Origin of the sequence: Paenibacillus sp. FSL W8-0194, from assembly GCF_037969745.1 — a bacterium.
Lineage (GTDB): Bacteria > Bacillota > Bacilli > Paenibacillales > Paenibacillaceae > Paenibacillus_AQ > Paenibacillus_AQ cookii.
In genome coordinates, this window is record NZ_CP150205.1 from 2,552,379 (window position 1) to 2,569,316 (window position 16,938).

The following is a 16,938-nucleotide window of genomic DNA, read 5'->3' on the forward strand; positions in this document are numbered from 1 at the left end:
CATTTTGGGGGAGGCAAATTTTGAATGCGCATTCAATTGGACCGGTTTCCGAACGGCCTGCATAAGGCCTTGACGCTCAGCTTCGACGACGGGAGGGACCATGACCGCAGATTCGTCCGCATGCTAAACGGCTACGGTATCAAAGCGACGTTTCATTTAAACAGCGGTTTTTTGGGCAAAGAAGGATACATCGGCAAGGAAGAGGCAGGGACGTTGTACCGCGGGCATGAGGTATCGGCGCATACGGTAAGCCATCCGTTTTTGGAGCAGTCCCCGCCGGAGCAGGTCGTATCGCAAGTCGTGGAGGACCGGAAGGCGCTAGAAGCTCTCGTTCACGTGCCGATCAAAGGAATGAGTTATCCGTTCGGGACCTACAACGATCAGGTGGTAAGCCTTCTTCGCGCCGTCGGCATCGAATATGCCCGGACGGTCAACAGCCACGGCTCGTTCCATATGCCCGAAGATTGGCTCCGCTGGCATCCGACCTGCCACCACAAACAAATGGTGGAATTCGCGGAGCAGTTCGTCCGTTTGGAAGAGCGGTTTTCGCGCATGGCGCTTTTGTACGTATGGGGACACAGCTATGAATTCGAAAACGACGGGAATTGGGATCTGATCGAACGGTTCGGCGAAACCGTCGGCGGACGGGAGGACATCTGGTACGCGACCAACGCCGAAATTTATGCCTATGCGGACGCATTAAAACGGCTTCGTTTCTCTGCGGACAGCCGCATCGTCCATAACCCGTCGGCCTTGTCCGTCTGGATCAGCGCGGAAGGCGACCCGGTCGAGATCCCCGCGGGGCAAACGGTACGATTATAATCCGTGCGGGAAAAGAACAAGCCGGGTGTTTACGCACGGGGGCTTTAATCGGCAGAGTTTCGGCGCTGCTCACGAGAATAGATTTTTCGGTATACGGCCGGCGTCAAGCTTTCGAACTTTTTGAACGTTTTGATAAAATAACCGGGATCCGCGAAGCCGAGTTCATCGCCGATGTGGTTCACGGATAAATCGGTCGTCTCGAGCAGCTGCTTGGCCCATTCGATTTTCAGGCGGGGGACGAACACCGAAAAGTTTTCTCCCGTTTCCCGGGTGAAGACGCGGCTGAAATAACTCGGACTGACGTGGCACAGCGCGGCCATATCCTGCAGGCGCACGTTTTCGTTTTTATGCCGGTACATGTAATCAAAAGCGGGCTGCAGCAGCGGGTTCGCCGCGCGATATGCGCGTTCCGTGCCCTGCTTGATTTTCGCTTCGATCAGCGTGCTGGACAGCTCGTGCTGCATGGCCTGGATCTGCTCGTAGGCTTGCGGCGCGGCACTGACCGGATCGGGAGCGGCCGGCTCCGCGGTCAATACCTTTTTGTACATGTCGACCGTCGCATGTTTTTGGATCGCTTCCCCGACGATGTAGTTGCACAAATGAAACAGCATGTCCGCAATGGCCGACACCTCCTCGGAGGACAACTCGGGGAGCGCGCGGTATTCGGGTTCCAGCTCCTTGAACTTCCGGTCCGTTTCAGCGTTCGGCGGACGGGTTACGATTTGTTCGAGGGGCAAGTCCGCATCGCGAAGCTTGATTTGCCCCGCCATGATGGCGCCGATATATTGGCCTTCGACGATGATGGGCACGGCGATGTCGACGATGCCGAAATGGCAGCGGTAAACGTACGGCTTATTGGTGCGTACCGCCTCGAGGCCGCCGCGGGCATCGCATTTTTGGCAGTAGGAGGACAGGTTGCCGTCCTTGCGAACTCCCTGGCAAAAGGCTTGGCAGCGGCTGTGTTTGGTGACCGGGACGCCCTTGTAATCGACGGTGATGATCGCCATTCGGGTGACGAGGGAGAGGGAATCCTGCAGCTTGTGCCATTTTTCGATATCGATGATTCGTTTCAAGTCGTAGCGCGGGTTCATGTGCATCGTCTCCAAATATTATTCATTCCCTAAGGGCAGTGCAGGGTGCGGCTGCAGCGAATCTGTATTTTGAGCGCAACGTTGCTTGTTCTATTATACTAAAAACCCGGTTTGAATGAACAAGATAGTACAATTTTACAGGCAAAAGGACAAAAAAACACCATCGGAAAGCGCTTTAAAAGGCGGTTTGAGTGCCATGATTTCCGCTGGTCCCCGCGCGTATAATGGACATGAGATTACGGCGGAGGGGAAAAGAGATCATGAGAAAAGCGTTTATCAGTCCAAGCAAATATGTCCAAGGCGAAAACGAACTGCTGAATTTGGGATATTTTATTCGAACTTACGGCGAGTCCGCGCTGCTGATTGCCCATCCGGAGGACGTCAAACGGGTGAAGGACAAGCTTGATTTTACATCAAAAAAATTCAATGTTACGCTGGTTGAAAGCGAATTCCGCGGGGAGTGCTCCCGCGAAGAAGTGCAGCGCCTGCAGGATCTGGCGCGGGAAAAGCAATGTTCGTGCACGATCGGGCTCGGCGGGGGCAAAGCGATCGACACGGCCAAATGCGTCGCGGAAGGCGACGCGCTGATCATCGTGCCGACGATCGCCGCCACGGACGCGCCGACCAGCCATTCGGCGGTTATATATACCGGGGAGGGGGCATTTGAGGATTATGCTTATTTCAAGCAAAGTCCAAGCGTGGTGATGATCGATACGACCGTCATTGCCAATGCGCCGACCCGATTCCTCGTATCCGGGATGGGCGATGCCCTGTCGACGTATTTCGAAGCCCGAGCCACATCCCGCTCCTTTTCGAAAGTGAATGCGGGTTTGCCCTGCGGCGTCCATGAAGGTGCGGCGCCCGCGGCGGGAGGAACCAAGGCGGCCCTGGCGCTGGCCAAGCTGTGCTACGAAACGCTGCTGGAAGACGGAGTGCGGGCCAAAATCGCCTGCGATGCCAACCAAGTGACGCCGGCGCTGGAGAACATCATCGAGACCAACATCCTGCTGTCCGGCCTGGGCTTCGAAAGCGGCGGTTTGGCCGCCGCGCACGCGATCCACAACGGCCTGACGGTTCTGCCGGGCACTCATCATTATTTTCACGGGGAAAAAGTGGCGTTCAGCACCATCGCCCAACTCGTGCTCGAAAACGCGCCCAAGGCGGAAATCGACGAAGTGCTGGAATTTTGCTTCTCGGTCGGCCTGCCGGTATGCTTGGCGGACATCGGCGTAGATGCCGTTACAGCGGACGAGCTGCGTCTGGTGGCTGAAACGGCCTGCATTCCGGAGGAATCCATCCATGCGATGCCGTTCCCGATCACGGAGGAAGCCGTGATTTCGGCGATCGTAGTCGCGGACCGAATCGGCTGGGACTTTAAACTAAGCAAAAAGGATGCGATACGATGAAAAAAATCATGAACAAACCGGAGACGCTTGTCAGGGAAATGCTTAGCGGTCTCGTCATGGCGCATCCGGAACTCGAATTCGACAGCAAATATAAAATCGTCAAGAAAAAGGACATCAATCCGCAAAAGGTCACCCTGATCAGCGGCGGCGGCAGCGGCCACGAGCCGGCTCACGCCGGGTTTGTGGGCAAAGGGATGCTTGACGTCGCGGTCTGCGGCGACGTGTTCGCTTCGCCGTCGCAAATCCAGGTCTACCAAGCCATCCGCTCGTCGGCGAGCGAAAAAGGGACGCTGCTCATCATCAAAAACTACAGCGGCGACATCATGAACTTTAAAAACGCGGCGCATCTTGCCGGCGAAGACGGCATTCAGGTCGATTACGTCAAAGTCGACGACGACATCGCGGTGGAGGACAGCCTTTACACCGTCGGGCGCAGAGGCGTCGCAGGCACGGTGCTCGTGCATAAAATCGCAGGGGCCGCCGCCGAAGCGGGCATGTCCTTGGAAGAGGTCAAAGCTTGCGCCCAACATGCGATCGACAACGTAAAAAGCATCGGTTTTGCGCTGACGTCCTGTACCGTGCCGGCCAAAGGCACGCCCACCTTCGAAATCGGCGAAGGGGAAATGGAATACGGCGTGGGCATCCACGGCGAACCGGGCATCCGGCGCGAACCGATGATCCCGGCGGACGTCCTGGCTGCCCGGATGGTGGCGCAGCTGCTGGAAAGCCTGCAGATGAACGGGAAGGCCGCCGAAGAGGTTGCCGTATTGGTCAACGGCTTCGGGGGCACGCCGCTGCAGGAGCTTTATCTGCTGAATCATGCCGTCATGCGGGAGCTGGACGCACGCGGAATCGCCGTATACAAAGTGTTTGTCGGCAACTACATGACAAGCATCGACATGGCCGGCGCATCCGTCTCGATCATGAAGCTGGACGACCGGCTGAAGCGGCTGCTTGCCGCCGAATGCGAGACGCCGGCGCTGGCCGTGCGGGGCCCGTTCGAACCGGTGCGCTATCGCAACGGCGCCGTTGAAGAGAGCGGCAAAAAGCCGGCTTCCTTCGGCCTGACGACCGGCGAAGAGCATGCGGTCATTCGCGACGGGAAGCTTTCGCTAGATAACCTGATTTATGTGGTCGATAAAATGAGCGCCATCATCATCGAAAACGAAGTGCCCTTCTGCGAACTGGACTCCCATGCGGGGGACGGGGACTTCGGCATGAGCGTGGCGAAAGGATTCAAGCAGCTCAAAGCGGAATGGGACGAAGTGACCGCCCAAGCAAAAGACATCGGTTCGTTCCTGGACGCGTGCTCGCTGGTGATCATGGAGCATTGCGGCGGAGCCTCCGGACCGATCTGGGGTTCGGCGTTCCGGGCGGCGGGCAAATATGCGGGCGAGCGGAAAGAGCTGTCCGTGCCGGAAATCGCCGAAATGATGACCGACGTGGTCAAAGGCGTTCAGGATACCGGCGAACGTTCTTTCGGCAGGGGGGCCGTCGTCGGCGACAAAACGCTGGTCGACGCGCTGGCGCCTTACGCGGATGCGTGGGCAGCGGCCGCTGAAGACGGCGCTGACCTGATTGCCGCCGGCATCCAGGCAGCGGAGGCGGCGGTCGAAGGCGCCAAAAAAACCGAAGCCATTGCCGCCCGGATGGGACGAGCGGGAACGGTCGGCGACCGGAGCATCGGGTACCCCGATGCCGGAGCGTATGCGCTGGGCGTCATTTTTACCGGAATTGCCCAGTCGCTTAGATCGTAACGGACGGATGATTGCATAAGATGCCGGATGCCGCATGTTCAACGCGAACATGCGGCATCTTTTTTTCATGGATTCAATGGGGTAAGGGGTTTGTCTGCAAGATGCAAACATGCTAGGATAACGAATACATACGTTGCCGGGACTCCTTTCGGAACATCAGGGAACCCGCGCCGCAGCCATAGGCAAGAAACATGCAGAGAGGTTGTCATATGCCGAATACGATATTCATTGTGGAAGACGAACCTATTTTACGGGAAATCATGAAGGATTATCTGCTTGAGGAAGGATACGAGGTGCTCGAAGCTGCCGACGGCAAACAAGCGCTTGCGTTATTCCAGGAACATGAGGTCGATTTGATCATTTTGGACATCATGCTGCCGGAATTGGACGGCTGGTCCGTGTGCAAGAGGATCCGCAAGGCTTCGAACGTCCCGATCATCATGCTCACCGCCCGCTCGGACGAAGACGATACGCTCCTCGGATTCGAGCTCGGCGCCGACGATTACGTCACCAAGCCGTACAGCCCGCCGATCCTGCTTGCACGGGCGAAGCGGCTTTTGGACCGCAGGCAGGTTCGCGAACAGGATAAAGATACGCTGTCTGGCAGCGGCATTACGATTCATTTTCCGTCCCGCACCGTATCGGTCGAGGGGGAAAACTGCAGCTTAACGCATACCGAATTCGAGATTTTGGCCCATCTCATGAAAAACAAAGGAATTATCATCACCCGGGAGCAGCTGATCACGAAAATTTGGGGATATGATTTCGCAGGCGACGACCGCACGGTAAACAGCCATATCCGCAATTTGCGTTCCAAGCTGGGGGAGCATGCCAAACATATCGTCACGGTCGTACGTTCGGGGTATAAATTCGAGGAGCAGCCATGAAAAGGAGCATCGTGCTTAAGCTGTTCTTATTGACTGCGGGGTTGTGCCTGTTCCTGATCGCCGTGATTTTCGCATTGCAAACCGTGTTTTTCAAACAATTTTATGCCCATCAAAAGGTAAAGGATGTTCAGTCGGCGCTGCAGGCTTACGGACAGGACTACGTGAAACATGCCGCGAACGCGCAGCGGACGGCGAAGCTGGAGCAAGATTTTTACCAAAAGTATAATACATGGATCACGGAATTGGACTCCTTTGGAAATTTGCAACATACCGACGATTACTTTATGGAGATCAAGCTGGACCGTATGGACGACTACCCTGAGTTCTCCGGTCGCACGATAAAAGTCCCGCTCTACAGCTTTATTCACGTGGAAGATTTTTATAGCGATAACCTATTTATCACGCCTTGGATCAAGGAGGGCGAACCCATCGCCTTTGAAGGATTGATCATGAAAAAGCAGCTGGTTATCCAGCGGATGGCGAAATACAAATCGGGACTGCGGGAGGAAGGCCAGTTGGAAAATCGGCAAATGGTCAACAAGGAGTACGAGGTCGTCAACCGGTACCCGAGCCCCCCGACCCAATATCATGAAACTTATCCCAGCATTTTGTTCACCGGGATGATTACGAAAGTAGAAATACCGGAAGGCGCAGGAAGCTCGCGCTACACGAACCGCTTGTTTCTGGAGCGCATCAAAGCATTCCAGGCCGATTTGCTTTACGGGGATTATGATCAATCGGCGGAAGCGAATCCATTGCTGAATTACGAAGAAAACGGCGTGAATTACAAAATATTCATCGACCCGCTCCAAGACGAGAAAGGGAAAACCGGATACCTGTTTGCGGTCACGTCGCTGCAGCCGGTGAACGAAGCAGCGGGGATGATCCGTCATTATTACGCCTACATAGCGGCCGCCGCGCTGCTGCTCGCGCTGCTTGCGTCGTTCTATTATTCGCGCCGGATCGCCCGGCCGCTGCTCCGCATCAACCGAACCGCGCAGCAAATGGCGGCGCTCGATTTCTCCGAAAAAATACCGGCGGAGACCAAAGACGAAATCGGCGATTTGTCGCGCAGCATCAACGAGCTTTCCGAGAAGCTGCACAGCCATATCGTCAGGCTGGAACGGGACATCGAAAAGGAAAAGCAGCTCGAGCATACGCGGAAGGAATTTATCTCCGGGGTGTCGCATGAACTGAAGACTCCGCTGAGCGTCATCCAAAGCTGCTTGTCCGTGCTGAAGGACGGGATTGCCAGCCATAAGCGGGATCATTATTTTGCGGCGATGGAAGACGAAGTGAACCGGATGAACCTGCTGATCGGGGACATGCTGGAATTGGCCAAATACGAGTCCGGCACGTACAAAATGGAGATGGGACCGTTTGACATCGGCGCTGCCGTCGGGCGGATTTGCGCCAAATTGGCGCCGGATATGGAGCAAAAACGGCTTCGCCTGCACGTGACGCTTCAACCGGCCGAAGTCGTCGGCAATGAGCTCCGGATCGGTCAGGTCCTGGTCAATTTCTTGACGAACGCGATCCGTTATACGCCCGAGGAAGGGGCCGTTTTCGTCGCCGTCACGGAAGAAAAGGAACGTGTAAAAATAGGCATCGAAAACAAAGGCGCCCATATCCCGGAGGAGCAGCTGGGAAAAATATGGGACCGTTTCTACCGCGGGGAACCCTCCCGCCAGCGGTCGACCGGAGGTACCGGGCTCGGCCTGGCCATCTCCAAAAAAATCCTGGAAATGCACGGCGTCCCTTACGGCGTAACCAACACGGAGGACGGGGTCCTGTTCTATTTTTATTTGGATAAAAAAACGTAAGATGAAGGAGCGAACTTCGGTTCTGTAGATCCCCATCAGGCGCTCATCCATGAGCTCACAGGCGAACATCCGCATTTGGTGCGGCCGCCGTACGGCTCGGCACCGGGGTGCGAAGACCGTAAGCTTCGCGATCAAATCGCCGAGGAAGGCATCAAAATCCGGGATTGGACGATCGATTCGAACGATTGGAAACTGAAGGATCGCAATTTATAGCCGCAGGGCGGCGTTAAAAAGGAAGATTTGACGGAAGGAGCTATCTCTATGGGCCGATCGGTTCTTGGAGACAGCTCCTTTTTATCGTTTCGCATCGCAGCCCTCCGGAATCTATAAATCGTTTTGATGCCATCTGCACTTGATCTTTATTTCGCGCGATTAAACTATTTTTCGGAAGGAGGAGAGAGAATGAGAAAATCCGTGCTGATCGTGACATGCCTGCTGTCCGTCGCGCTGATCGTCCTGCTTAATGGCTTCCGTTCGGCAGGGTCAAGCCGCGGCAGCATCGATCTAAACCATCGAATGATAAGCTTTTTGGGCCAAAACGGTGCCGCCTCCCATCCGCCGGGGACGCCTTATAAAGTCGTCATCGATCCCGGACACGGGGGCAAAGACCGCGGCGCGACCGGGGCGAGCGGAAATTTCGAGAAGGATTTTACGCTGCGGCTGGCGCTTAAAGTGGAGGAATTAGCGAAGAAGGAGAAGGAAATCGAGGTTCATCTGACCCGGACGGATGACCGGTTCATATCTTCGGCGGACCGCGAAAGGCCGACATTCGCCAACGATCTGGGGGCCGATTTGTTTATATCCATTCACGGCAATACGTACGAGGACGCAAACGTTTCGGGGACGGAAACTTACTATTATCACGACGATTCCCTCCCTTTGGCCGAAATCATGCAAAAGCATGTCCTCCAAGGGAGCGGGTTTCGGGACCGGGGCGTCAAGAAAGAGGATTACTTCGTCGTGAAGGATACGGAGATGCCGGCCGTTCTGATTGAGACGGGGTATCTAACGAACCCGCAAGAAGAAGCGCAAATGCTGAGCGACGAGGCGCAGTACCGGATGGCCGGGTCCATCCTGGACGGTATCAAGGAATATCTGAAACTGGATTAAACCATAGATGGAAATTCGATTCTAGGAAGGTAGATGGACATGAACAAAAAAATCGTAACGACGATACTTATGGGGAGCTTCGCGCTGGCATTGGCGGCTTGCGGAAACGATTCAACGAACAAGCAGGCCCAACAACAGACAACGCAAGTGCAGGAACTGGGGGGTGCTGCGGTGACGGAAACGACCGCCGATACGTATCAGCGGATCTTTCAAGACAGCGTATTTCTGGGGGATTCCATTACGGAGGGGTTGTCCTTCCACGAGGTGCTGGACGAGAAAAACGTGCTGGCAGGCGCCGGGAAAACGGCGGAATTCGCGCTGAAAGACATCGACGAGCTCACGAAGCGAAACCCGAAAAAGGTCTTTATCCAATTGGGCTCTGACGACATTTTATGGCCGACGGACGACCCGAAGGCGCACTCCATGAAAAACTACGCCAAACTGATTGGCATGATCAAGGACAAGCTTCCGCAAGCCAATATCACGCTTTTGACGGTTACCCCAGTTACGGAGGAAGCCGTCAAAGAAGAACCGCGTTATAAAAACATCGCCGATTACAATCAAGCGGTCAAAGCGCTGGCCGACAAGGAAGGCATCGGCTTCGTCGATTTGGCTCCAATCTTTGCTGGCAGCTCTGACTTCTATGATGCGGATGGCATTCATTTTAAACCGGACTATTATGCGAAATTGCTGGAGTTTCTCAAGGAGCAGGCGAAATAACATGGCGGCGGTTCAGTCCCTTTTGGAGGTGACGCGGGTTGGTTTTTAGCAGTCTGATCTTTTTGTTTATTTTTCTGCCCGTCACCCTGCTGGTTTATTATGCGTCGCCTAGGAAGCTGCGGAATGCCATCCTCTTTGTCGCAAGCTTGATTTTTTATGCCTGGGGCGAGCCCGTATACATTTTGATCATGGTATTTTCCACGGTGTTCGATTACTTCAACGGTCTGCTGATCGATAAGTACCGGCATCGGAAATGGATCGCCAGATCCGTATTTTTCTGCTCGATGGTCGGCAGCTTAGGCATTCTCGGGTTCTTTAAATATGCCGGATTTCTCGCGGATAACATCAACGGGCTGTTTCATCTGCATCTGCAAACGGCAGATCTGCCGCTGCCGGTGGGCATCTCCTTTTATACGTTCCAAACGATGTCGTATGTCGTGGACGTATATCTTGGAAAAGTGCCTGCACAGAAAAATATCGTTGCTTTCGGGGCGTACGTGACGATGTTTCCCCAGCTTGTCGCGGGTCCGATCGTCAAATACGGCGACATCGCCGGGCAGCTTGCTTCGCGCAGCGTCAGCTTGGCCCGTTTCGGCGAAGGGGCGGAGCTGTTCATGAGAGGCCTCGCCAAAAAAGTGCTCCTGGCCAACAACATCGGGTTGCTGTGGACAAGCGTCAAAGCGGAGCCTTTCGCCGAGCTTTCCGTCCTGTCCGCCTGGCTTGGGATCATCGCGTTTACGCTGCAAATTTATTTCGATTTCGGCGGGTATTCCGATATGGCGCGCGGCCTTGGCAAAATGTTCGGTTTCGATTTCATGGAAAACTTCCGCTACCCCTATATATCCAAAAGCGTCACGGAGTTTTGGCGCAGATGGCATATTTCGCTTGGCGCCTGGTTCCGGGAATACGTGTATATTCCGCTTGGCGGCAACCGGCAGGGCATGGCGAAGCAGCTTCGGAATGTGCTGGCCGTGTGGTTTTTGACCGGTCTTTGGCATGGCGCCAGCTGGAATTTTATCGTCTGGGGATTGTATTTCGGGTTTTTCGTCATGATCGAAAAGCTGTTCCTGCTGCGGTGGCTAAGCCGTTGTCCGGCATGGTTCGGGCATGTCTATACGCTGCTCATCGTCATCGTCGGCTGGGTATGGTTCGAAATGGAGCATTTGGCGGCCGCCATGCAATTCATCGGCGTGCTGTTCGGCTTCGGCGGGCACGGTTTTGCGGATCGTCAAGCGCTTTACGCGCTGTCCACGAACGCTGCGCTGCTGGTCGTATTAGCTTTTTGCGCGACTCCGTTTCCGAGCAAAATGCTCGCGTACGTGAAAACGAAATGGAAAACGGCCGGCGCCATCGCCGTTCCGCTCCTGTATCTCGTGTTCATGGCTTTGTCGACGGCTTACCTGGTCAACGCAACGTACAATCCGTTTTTATACTTTCGATTTTAAAGGAGGGCGGCCATGGACAAGTTCGAAAATGTCAACAAAAAAACGCCGGCGGTATTGCTGCTGCTGTTTATCGGCATCATACTCGCCCTGAATCTGGCTGCGCCGGACCGGACCTTTTCGGAAACGGAGAACCGCATGCTGAAGCAGATGCCGCATTTTACGTTCGCATCGCTGCTTTCGGGCGACTTTACTTCCGATTTCGAGGCTTACGTGTCCGATCAATTTGCCCTACGCGACTTATGGATCGGAGCGAAAACCGACGCGGACCGCGCCATGGGAAAAAAAGAAAGCAACGGCGTTTACCTTGGAAAAGGCGGTTACCTGATCCAGAAGTTCGTCCCTCCGGCGGAAGGGGATTTGGAAGCCAAAATGCAAGCCATCCATGCGTTTGACCAAGCGACGCCAGGCTTACGCAAATATGCGATGATCGTGCCGACGGCAGCGGCCGTGCTTCAAGACAAGCTGCCGAAATACGCCGAAACCGGCGTCGAAGAAGCTTATGTGGGGCTGATCCGGGAGAAGCTGCCTGCCGGCATCCGTTTTGTCGATGTATTCCCCGCGTTATACGCCGAACGGGAGCAGTCCGTTTTTTATAAAACCGACCATCACTGGACGACGAAAGGCGCTTTTGCCGCCTATCTGGAGCTGTGCAAGGAAATGGGGTTGAATCCGCAAAAAGAGGAGGAGTTTCAAATCCGGCAGGTGACCGACGCCTTCTTTGGTTCGCTATATTCCAAAAGCGGGTTCAGGCATGTGAAGCCCGACCCCATCCAGCTCTATCTGCCAAAGCATCCGGAAGCCTATACCGTCTCGTATGTCGACGAAGGGCTGACCACCGATTCGTTGTATGCGATGGATCAGCTGCAGAAGAAGGATAAATATGCGGTCTTTTTGAACGGCAACCACGCGCTGATTCGGATCCAAACGGGTCAGAAGAACGGGAGAAAGCTGCTGGTCGTCAAGGATTCGTACGCAAACAGCTTCATTCCGTTTTTGCTGAGGCATTTCGGCGAAATTGACGTGGTGGATTTTCGTTATTACGAGGACGATCTGGCGGCTTTGGTGAAGGAACGCGGCATTCGGGAGATGCTGTTGTTATACAACGCAATCACGTTTTGCGAAGACCCATCCATCAAACACATATCGGAGTGATTTTATGAGTACGTCATGGAAAGGAAAAGCATGGGGCTGGCTTGCTGCCATCCTCGCAATCGCCGTCGTCATCGGTCTGTTATCCGGGTGCGCATGGGGGAGGGGTGAAGGAACCGCCGCGACGTCCCTCGATGAAATCGGGGAAAAGGTCGGACAGGCGGCAGATTTGAAAGAAATGAAAAAGGGAGACATGAAAAAGCTGCAGAAATTGTACAATATCGATCCGGACGCCGTCGAGGGCTTCATCCTTTACACGTCGAACTCGAACGTAAGAGCGGATGAATGGGCAGTGATCCAACTGAAGGATCCGCAGCAGGCGGAAAACGTCAAAGCCAGCATCGGGCAGCGGATTGCCGCGCAAAAAAACAAATTCAAGGACTACCGCCCCAACGAGTTTTTTCTGGTCGAAAACCATGTGCTGAAAACCAAAGGTTCGTTCGTCTTTTTCGCTGTATCCCAGGAAGCGGAGCAAATGGAAAAAGCGTTCGACGATGCGTTTTGATGCTTTTTGGCTGGATAGATGCACAGATAGATATCAAATGATCATAGTTTGCTGCCAAAGGGCCAGCGATAAAACGCAATTGCAACGAAGCCGCGAAACCGCGCGGCTTTTTTTCATGGGAGCCGAGATTCAGGAACCTGACGACAGCGATTCGGAACGTTTCCTGCCCGGTTCACAATACCTGTTTGACAGGCTGCACGGTTTCTGACTGATTTTTTTGCATTGCAAGGAAAAGTATGGAAAATGGGAACAAATGTGTGGTAAAATCAGATCGATTTAAAAGCATCGTTATTCATATGAAGTAAGCAGATCCGATCGAAAGGAGGAACTCCACGCCGCCCGAGCTAACGATGCTGGAGCGTATCGGCAGGGTGATTCTTTCCGGTCCCGGATGCCAGGCTGGCAGCGGACTGGTACGCTGGCGAATTCGAATTTCAAATCGTGCGGCGGGGCAGCAAAGAAATCGATTGAATGCTCGGCGAGGGAGAAACATCAATTACCATAGTCCGCATGGAGGAAAGGACGCATCGCTTAACGTTGCAAGGTATGACGCTTCAAATTTCGGAAAGGGAGTTGGTTCTTATTGGTTAATCATGGCAATGGCGTTCAGGCTGCTGCCGGCATCCCGCTTGCGAACCGGGTAGCGAGCGTGTTCGTGCACGTGACGGATCTGCGCACGTCGGCGGAATGGTACAGCCGTTTATTGGGACTGCCGCTGATGGAGGAACGGCTGAACGGAGGACCCGTCTATTGGTTTGATTTTCAAGGCACGCATTTGATTCTCGATTCGAACCGCGTGAACCGGCAAAACCCCGATTGGGACAAAGGGATGATGCCTCGCATCATGTTCGCAGCGCAGGAGATCGACGAAGCCTTTAGGCATGTACGGGAGAAAGGCGGCGAACCGATCGATGAGCCGGAAAGGCACGGCACGATGGCCTTCTTCAATTTCCGCGATCCGGAGGGGAACGTCCATATGGCGTGCTGGGCTGAGCACGCGGGAGAGGCATTGCCAACCGAGCCGAGCAACGTTAGTCCGATTTTGCCGCGCGTCGGAGGCGTGTTCGTCGACGTGAAGAACATGCCGGAGGCTGCGCGCTGGTATTCCGATCTTTTGGGCGTGCCTTTTGACGGATCGGCTGCAGAGGAACGCATCTATTCCGTGCCGACGGATTCCGGCGCCGCGCTGCTGCTCGATCATAACCGTTATTTAAATCAGGAGTCTTTTACGGAAGTGTTTTATTTCGAGACGGACGATTTTGATGCCGCCTTCGCATTCGCCCGGGATCAGGGGTTTCAGATTGCGGGGGAACCCTGCCGTTTTCCGGATCTGAGCGAGTTTGCCCTCGTGGATCCCGACGGCAACCGCATCGTCGTCGCGCATATGCATATTTAATCGAAAAGGAGAAGTGAAACCGTGTCCAGGCAAATCAGCAGTTCATTAACCGTATTGTCCGTATCCGATTTGGCACGCTCCAGGCAGTATTACCGGGAGGTTCTTGGTTTCGACGTGACGGACTGGTGGGCGGAACGCGACGGACTCACCGGGCTTGCGCTCAAACTTCATCAGGCTCCGGACCCGACCGCCGTACATCCGAACCCGCCTGAACCGGGAGCGGAGCTTGGAATCGATGTTTCCGCCTATGTCGATACATGGGCCGCGCTGGACAACCTCTACGAAGAATTCAAGTCCAAAGGCGCCATCATCGCTCAAGAACCGGTCATCTACGCAGAAGGCGGTCCCTGGAAGGAATTCGTGATCGCCGATCCGGACGGGTATCATCTGGCGTTCGGCGGAATCGACGGCAGCCGGGCCCATTGCAGCATCGATCCGCATATTCAAGCCGCATTTTTGTGGGTGCGGGACTTGAACAGCGCAGTGGAGCGGTATGCCAAGCTGATGGGGCTGGAGGTCAGGGCTGAGGACCGTTTCGATCATCTGCACGTGTTTCATCTGGATAACGGGGCGGAACTCATTTTGGATTCCAACGGGATGGAGGACGTGCCCATTCCCGAGCGGGGGCCGGTTCTTTTTCAATTGGGCACGTACAATATCGAAAAAGCCGCAAAAGAAGCGGAGGAAATCGGCTTCGAGATCGTTTACGGCATTCAAAGGCTGCCCCGCGTGTCGTTTTTCAACATTCGGGACGAGGACGGGAATATCGTGATGGTTTGCCAGCGGCATGCGGGGTCGGCGTCGTGAACGTGGAAATCGTAGAAATCCCCGAAATCATTTTGACGGGCTGCCTGACGAACTCGAGGCGATCACCATGCCTGCCAAGCGGTTTGCGAAAATGACCGTTCAGGGAAACCGAACCCGAATGGAGGAGGCTTACGACGCCCTGTTCAAATGGTTTGCAGAGGGCGCATATGTAAGGGATACGCGCGATGGTTCCTTCGGGTTCGAAATGAACCGTCTGCATCCGTTGAATCCTTTTGACATTCCGGCGGACGAAATCGACGACTTTGATTTCGACATTTTTGCGCCGATTTTGACCGAACAACGCGGCCCGATTCAAAGGATGTAACCTGAGCGAGGTGAACATGAGCAACTGCCGCCTTGACGGCATGACGATCGACGGGATCCCGGTCATGGCGCGGCTGGAGCATTATTTGAAGACAAAATAGAAAGGACGATTTCCAAGGTCAATCAACTTGCCCGGAATATCGTCCTTTTGTTTTCCGTCCAAGGTTTCTTTCTACTGAAAAACTCACAAAAAACATTAGTTTACTTGACATTAATCGCTAGTCAAAATATAATCACAAACATAAAGTAATTAACTTACAAAAATAACGCTATGTCCAATAGGTTATCAGGGAGGAATTCTTTTCATGTCAAGAAAACAAGACATCGGCGCGTTGTTGTTGAGGATTTTTTTAGGCGCTGCCTTTTTCGCCCACGGTTTGGCTAAGTTCCAAGGAGGCATCGGCAACACGGCCGCATTTTTTGAAAGCCTGGGTCTGCCGGGTTTTGCGGCTTACATCGTGGCGACGATCGAGCTCATCGGCGGAGCTGCCATGATTCTCGGGATTGGAACGCGGGTGATCGCGTGCTTGTTTGTCTTGATTATGGCCGGAGCGATCTTCAAGGTAAAACTGGCCGCAGGTTTTTTGGGGAGCAACCAATCTCCGGGATACGAAATCGACCTGGCGCTGCTGATCATTTCCGTGTACTTCATCATCGGCAACCGCTCATCGCTCGCATTGGACAATCTTATTGTTCGATCGAAACAACAATAAATCAAAACGGAGGACTCGGCGTAACATGAACTTTCATCGTAAACCGCACACCTTTATCGGCCAGGTGGACTTAAAAGTTTCCAATTTGAAGCGTTCGCTTGCCTTTTATCAATATGTGATCGGATTTCGCGTTTTGGAGCAGTCAGGCCGAAAAGCGATCTTGACGGCGGACGGCAAAACCCCGCTGTTATCGATCGAACAACCCGAACAGGTTTCGCCGAAACAGCCGCGTACGACAGGCCTGTACCATTTTGCGCTCCTGCTGCCGAAGCGGTCCAATTTGGCCCGCGTGCTGCAGCATTTTATCCAGCACCAGATTCCGCTTCAAGGGGCGTCGGATCATTTGGTCAGCGAAGCCCTGTATCTGGCGGACCCGGACGGCAACGGCATCGAAATATATGCCGACCGGCCGTCATCGTCATGGGCGTGGGCCAACGGGCAGGTCGTGATGGATACCCGAGCCCTTGATATTCGCGATCTTTTGCAGGAAGGGGAGGGAGCCCAATGGGACGGCCTTCCTGCGGAGACGTTGATGGGGCACATCCACCTGCATGTCTCTTCCTTGCAAGAGGCCGAATCATTTTATGGCCATGGACTGGGATTCGATGTCGTCAGCCGGCTTGGCAACCAGGCGTTATTTATCTCGACGGGCCGGTATCATCATCACATCGGGTTAAATACCTGGAACGGGGTAGGCGCTCCTGCGCCCGCGGAAAACAGCGCCGGGTTGGCTTCCTTCGATATTGTATTTCCGGACGAGGAAGCGAGAAAAGGCGCCGTTCAGCGGCTGAAGGCCATGGGTGTTACCGTCCATGAGAGCCAAGCTGCCTGGATTACGGAAGATCCGTCCCATAACCGGATCCGGCTGTTGATTTAAACCGGCCAATACGGATTGATTCAAGCCCATTTGCAGGCATTAGGCCATGCGATGGGTTTTTTGCTGATTTTGCCTGAGTAAATGAGCTTCGAGGATATCGCTTCCA

17 protein-coding genes and 1 pseudogene are annotated in these 16,938 nt (G+C 54.3%); 17 read left to right on the plus strand and 1 reads right to left on the minus strand.

The genetic code is table 11. The annotated features are described in order from the left end of the window. Positions 1-24: 24 nt before the first annotated feature. Complete coding sequence (locus tag MKY58_RS11380) at positions 25-822, plus strand: polysaccharide deacetylase family protein (protein ID WP_036714044.1); 798 nt, start codon at positions 25-27, stop codon at positions 820-822. A gap of 44 nt (positions 823-866) precedes the next feature. Here MKY58_RS11380 and MKY58_RS11385 read toward each other — a convergent pair whose 3' ends face one another. Beyond that, positions 867-1,913, minus strand: coding sequence for a PocR ligand-binding domain-containing protein (locus MKY58_RS11385; protein WP_212950721.1), 1,047 nt, complete (start codon positions 1,911-1,913; stop codon positions 867-869). Positions 1,914-2,173: 260 nt separating this feature from the next. On the opposite strand from MKY58_RS11385, the gene MKY58_RS11390 reads away from it, so the two are divergent. The 16 genes and pseudogenes from MKY58_RS11390 (at position 2,174) to MKY58_RS11465 (ending at position 16,832) form a co-directional block, all read left to right on the plus strand. Further along, positions 2,174-3,319, plus strand: a complete 1,146-nt coding sequence (locus MKY58_RS11390; RefSeq protein ID WP_339324613.1) for a glycerol dehydrogenase — start codon at positions 2,174-2,176, stop codon at positions 3,317-3,319. Continuing rightward, positions 3,316-5,076, plus strand: coding sequence for a dihydroxyacetone kinase subunit DhaK (gene dhaK / locus MKY58_RS11395; RefSeq protein ID WP_339324614.1), 1,761 nt, complete (start codon positions 3,316-3,318; stop codon positions 5,074-5,076). The genes MKY58_RS11390 and dhaK overlap by 4 nt, the downstream gene beginning before the upstream one ends. Positions 5,077-5,285: 209 nt before the next feature. After that, positions 5,286-5,963: a response regulator transcription factor gene (locus MKY58_RS11400; RefSeq protein ID WP_339324615.1), complete on the plus strand. Its 678-nt coding sequence runs from the start codon at positions 5,286-5,288 to the stop codon at positions 5,961-5,963. After that, positions 5,960-7,786 carry a HAMP domain-containing sensor histidine kinase gene (locus MKY58_RS11405; protein WP_339324616.1) on the plus strand — a complete coding sequence of 609 codons (1,827 nt, stop codon included), beginning with the start codon at positions 5,960-5,962 and terminating at the stop codon, positions 7,784-7,786. Before MKY58_RS11400 ends, MKY58_RS11405 begins: the two co-directional genes overlap by 4 nt. Before the next feature lie 39 nt (positions 7,787-7,825). After that, positions 7,826-7,987 (plus strand): annotated as a pseudogene (locus MKY58_RS11410) (polysaccharide deacetylase); the annotation flags it as partial. 201 nt (positions 7,988-8,188) lie between these two features. After that, a complete protein-coding gene (locus tag MKY58_RS11415) occupies positions 8,189-8,896 on the plus strand; it encodes an N-acetylmuramoyl-L-alanine amidase (RefSeq protein WP_339324617.1) in 708 nt (235 codons plus the stop codon). Positions 8,897-8,929: 33 nt separating this feature from the next. Continuing rightward, the gene (locus MKY58_RS11420; RefSeq protein ID WP_339324618.1) at positions 8,930-9,616 is read left to right on the plus strand and encodes a GDSL-type esterase/lipase family protein; all 687 of its coding nucleotides are present in this window, start codon (positions 8,930-8,932) and stop codon (positions 9,614-9,616) included. Between the two features lie 38 nt (positions 9,617-9,654). Next, positions 9,655-11,061 carry an MBOAT family protein gene (locus MKY58_RS11425; RefSeq protein WP_339324619.1) on the plus strand — a complete coding sequence of 469 codons (1,407 nt, stop codon included), beginning with the start codon at positions 9,655-9,657 and terminating at the stop codon, positions 11,059-11,061. A gap of 12 nt (positions 11,062-11,073) precedes the next feature. Beyond that, positions 11,074-12,213, plus strand: a complete 1,140-nt coding sequence (locus MKY58_RS11430; RefSeq protein WP_339324620.1) for a DHHW family protein — start codon at positions 11,074-11,076, stop codon at positions 12,211-12,213. A gap of 4 nt (positions 12,214-12,217) precedes the next feature. Next, complete coding sequence (locus MKY58_RS11435) at positions 12,218-12,715, plus strand: DUF4358 domain-containing protein (protein ID WP_339324621.1); 498 nt, start codon at positions 12,218-12,220, stop codon at positions 12,713-12,715. Between the two features lie 583 nt (positions 12,716-13,298). Then, positions 13,299-14,111, plus strand: coding sequence for a VOC family protein (locus MKY58_RS11440; protein WP_339324622.1), 813 nt, complete (start codon positions 13,299-13,301; stop codon positions 14,109-14,111). A 21-nt stretch (positions 14,112-14,132) separates the two neighbouring features. After that, positions 14,133-14,918 carry a VOC family protein gene (locus MKY58_RS11445; RefSeq protein ID WP_339324623.1) on the plus strand — a complete coding sequence of 262 codons (786 nt, stop codon included), beginning with the start codon at positions 14,133-14,135 and terminating at the stop codon, positions 14,916-14,918. 67 nt (positions 14,919-14,985) lie between these two features. Beyond that, positions 14,986-15,243 carry a hypothetical protein gene (locus MKY58_RS11450; RefSeq protein WP_339324624.1) on the plus strand — a complete coding sequence of 86 codons (258 nt, stop codon included), beginning with the start codon at positions 14,986-14,988 and terminating at the stop codon, positions 15,241-15,243. Between the two features lies 1 nt (position 15,244). After that, a complete protein-coding gene (locus MKY58_RS11455) occupies positions 15,245-15,343 on the plus strand; it encodes a hypothetical protein (RefSeq protein ID WP_339325125.1) in 99 nt (32 codons plus the stop codon). Positions 15,344-15,547: 204 nt separating this feature from the next. After that, a complete protein-coding gene (locus MKY58_RS11460) occupies positions 15,548-15,955 on the plus strand; it encodes a DoxX family protein (protein ID WP_339324625.1) in 408 nt (135 codons plus the stop codon). Positions 15,956-15,980: 25 nt separating this feature from the next. Beyond that, positions 15,981-16,832 carry a VOC family protein gene (locus MKY58_RS11465; RefSeq protein ID WP_339324626.1) on the plus strand — a complete coding sequence of 284 codons (852 nt, stop codon included), beginning with the start codon at positions 15,981-15,983 and terminating at the stop codon, positions 16,830-16,832. Positions 16,833-16,938 lie beyond the last annotated feature (106 nt).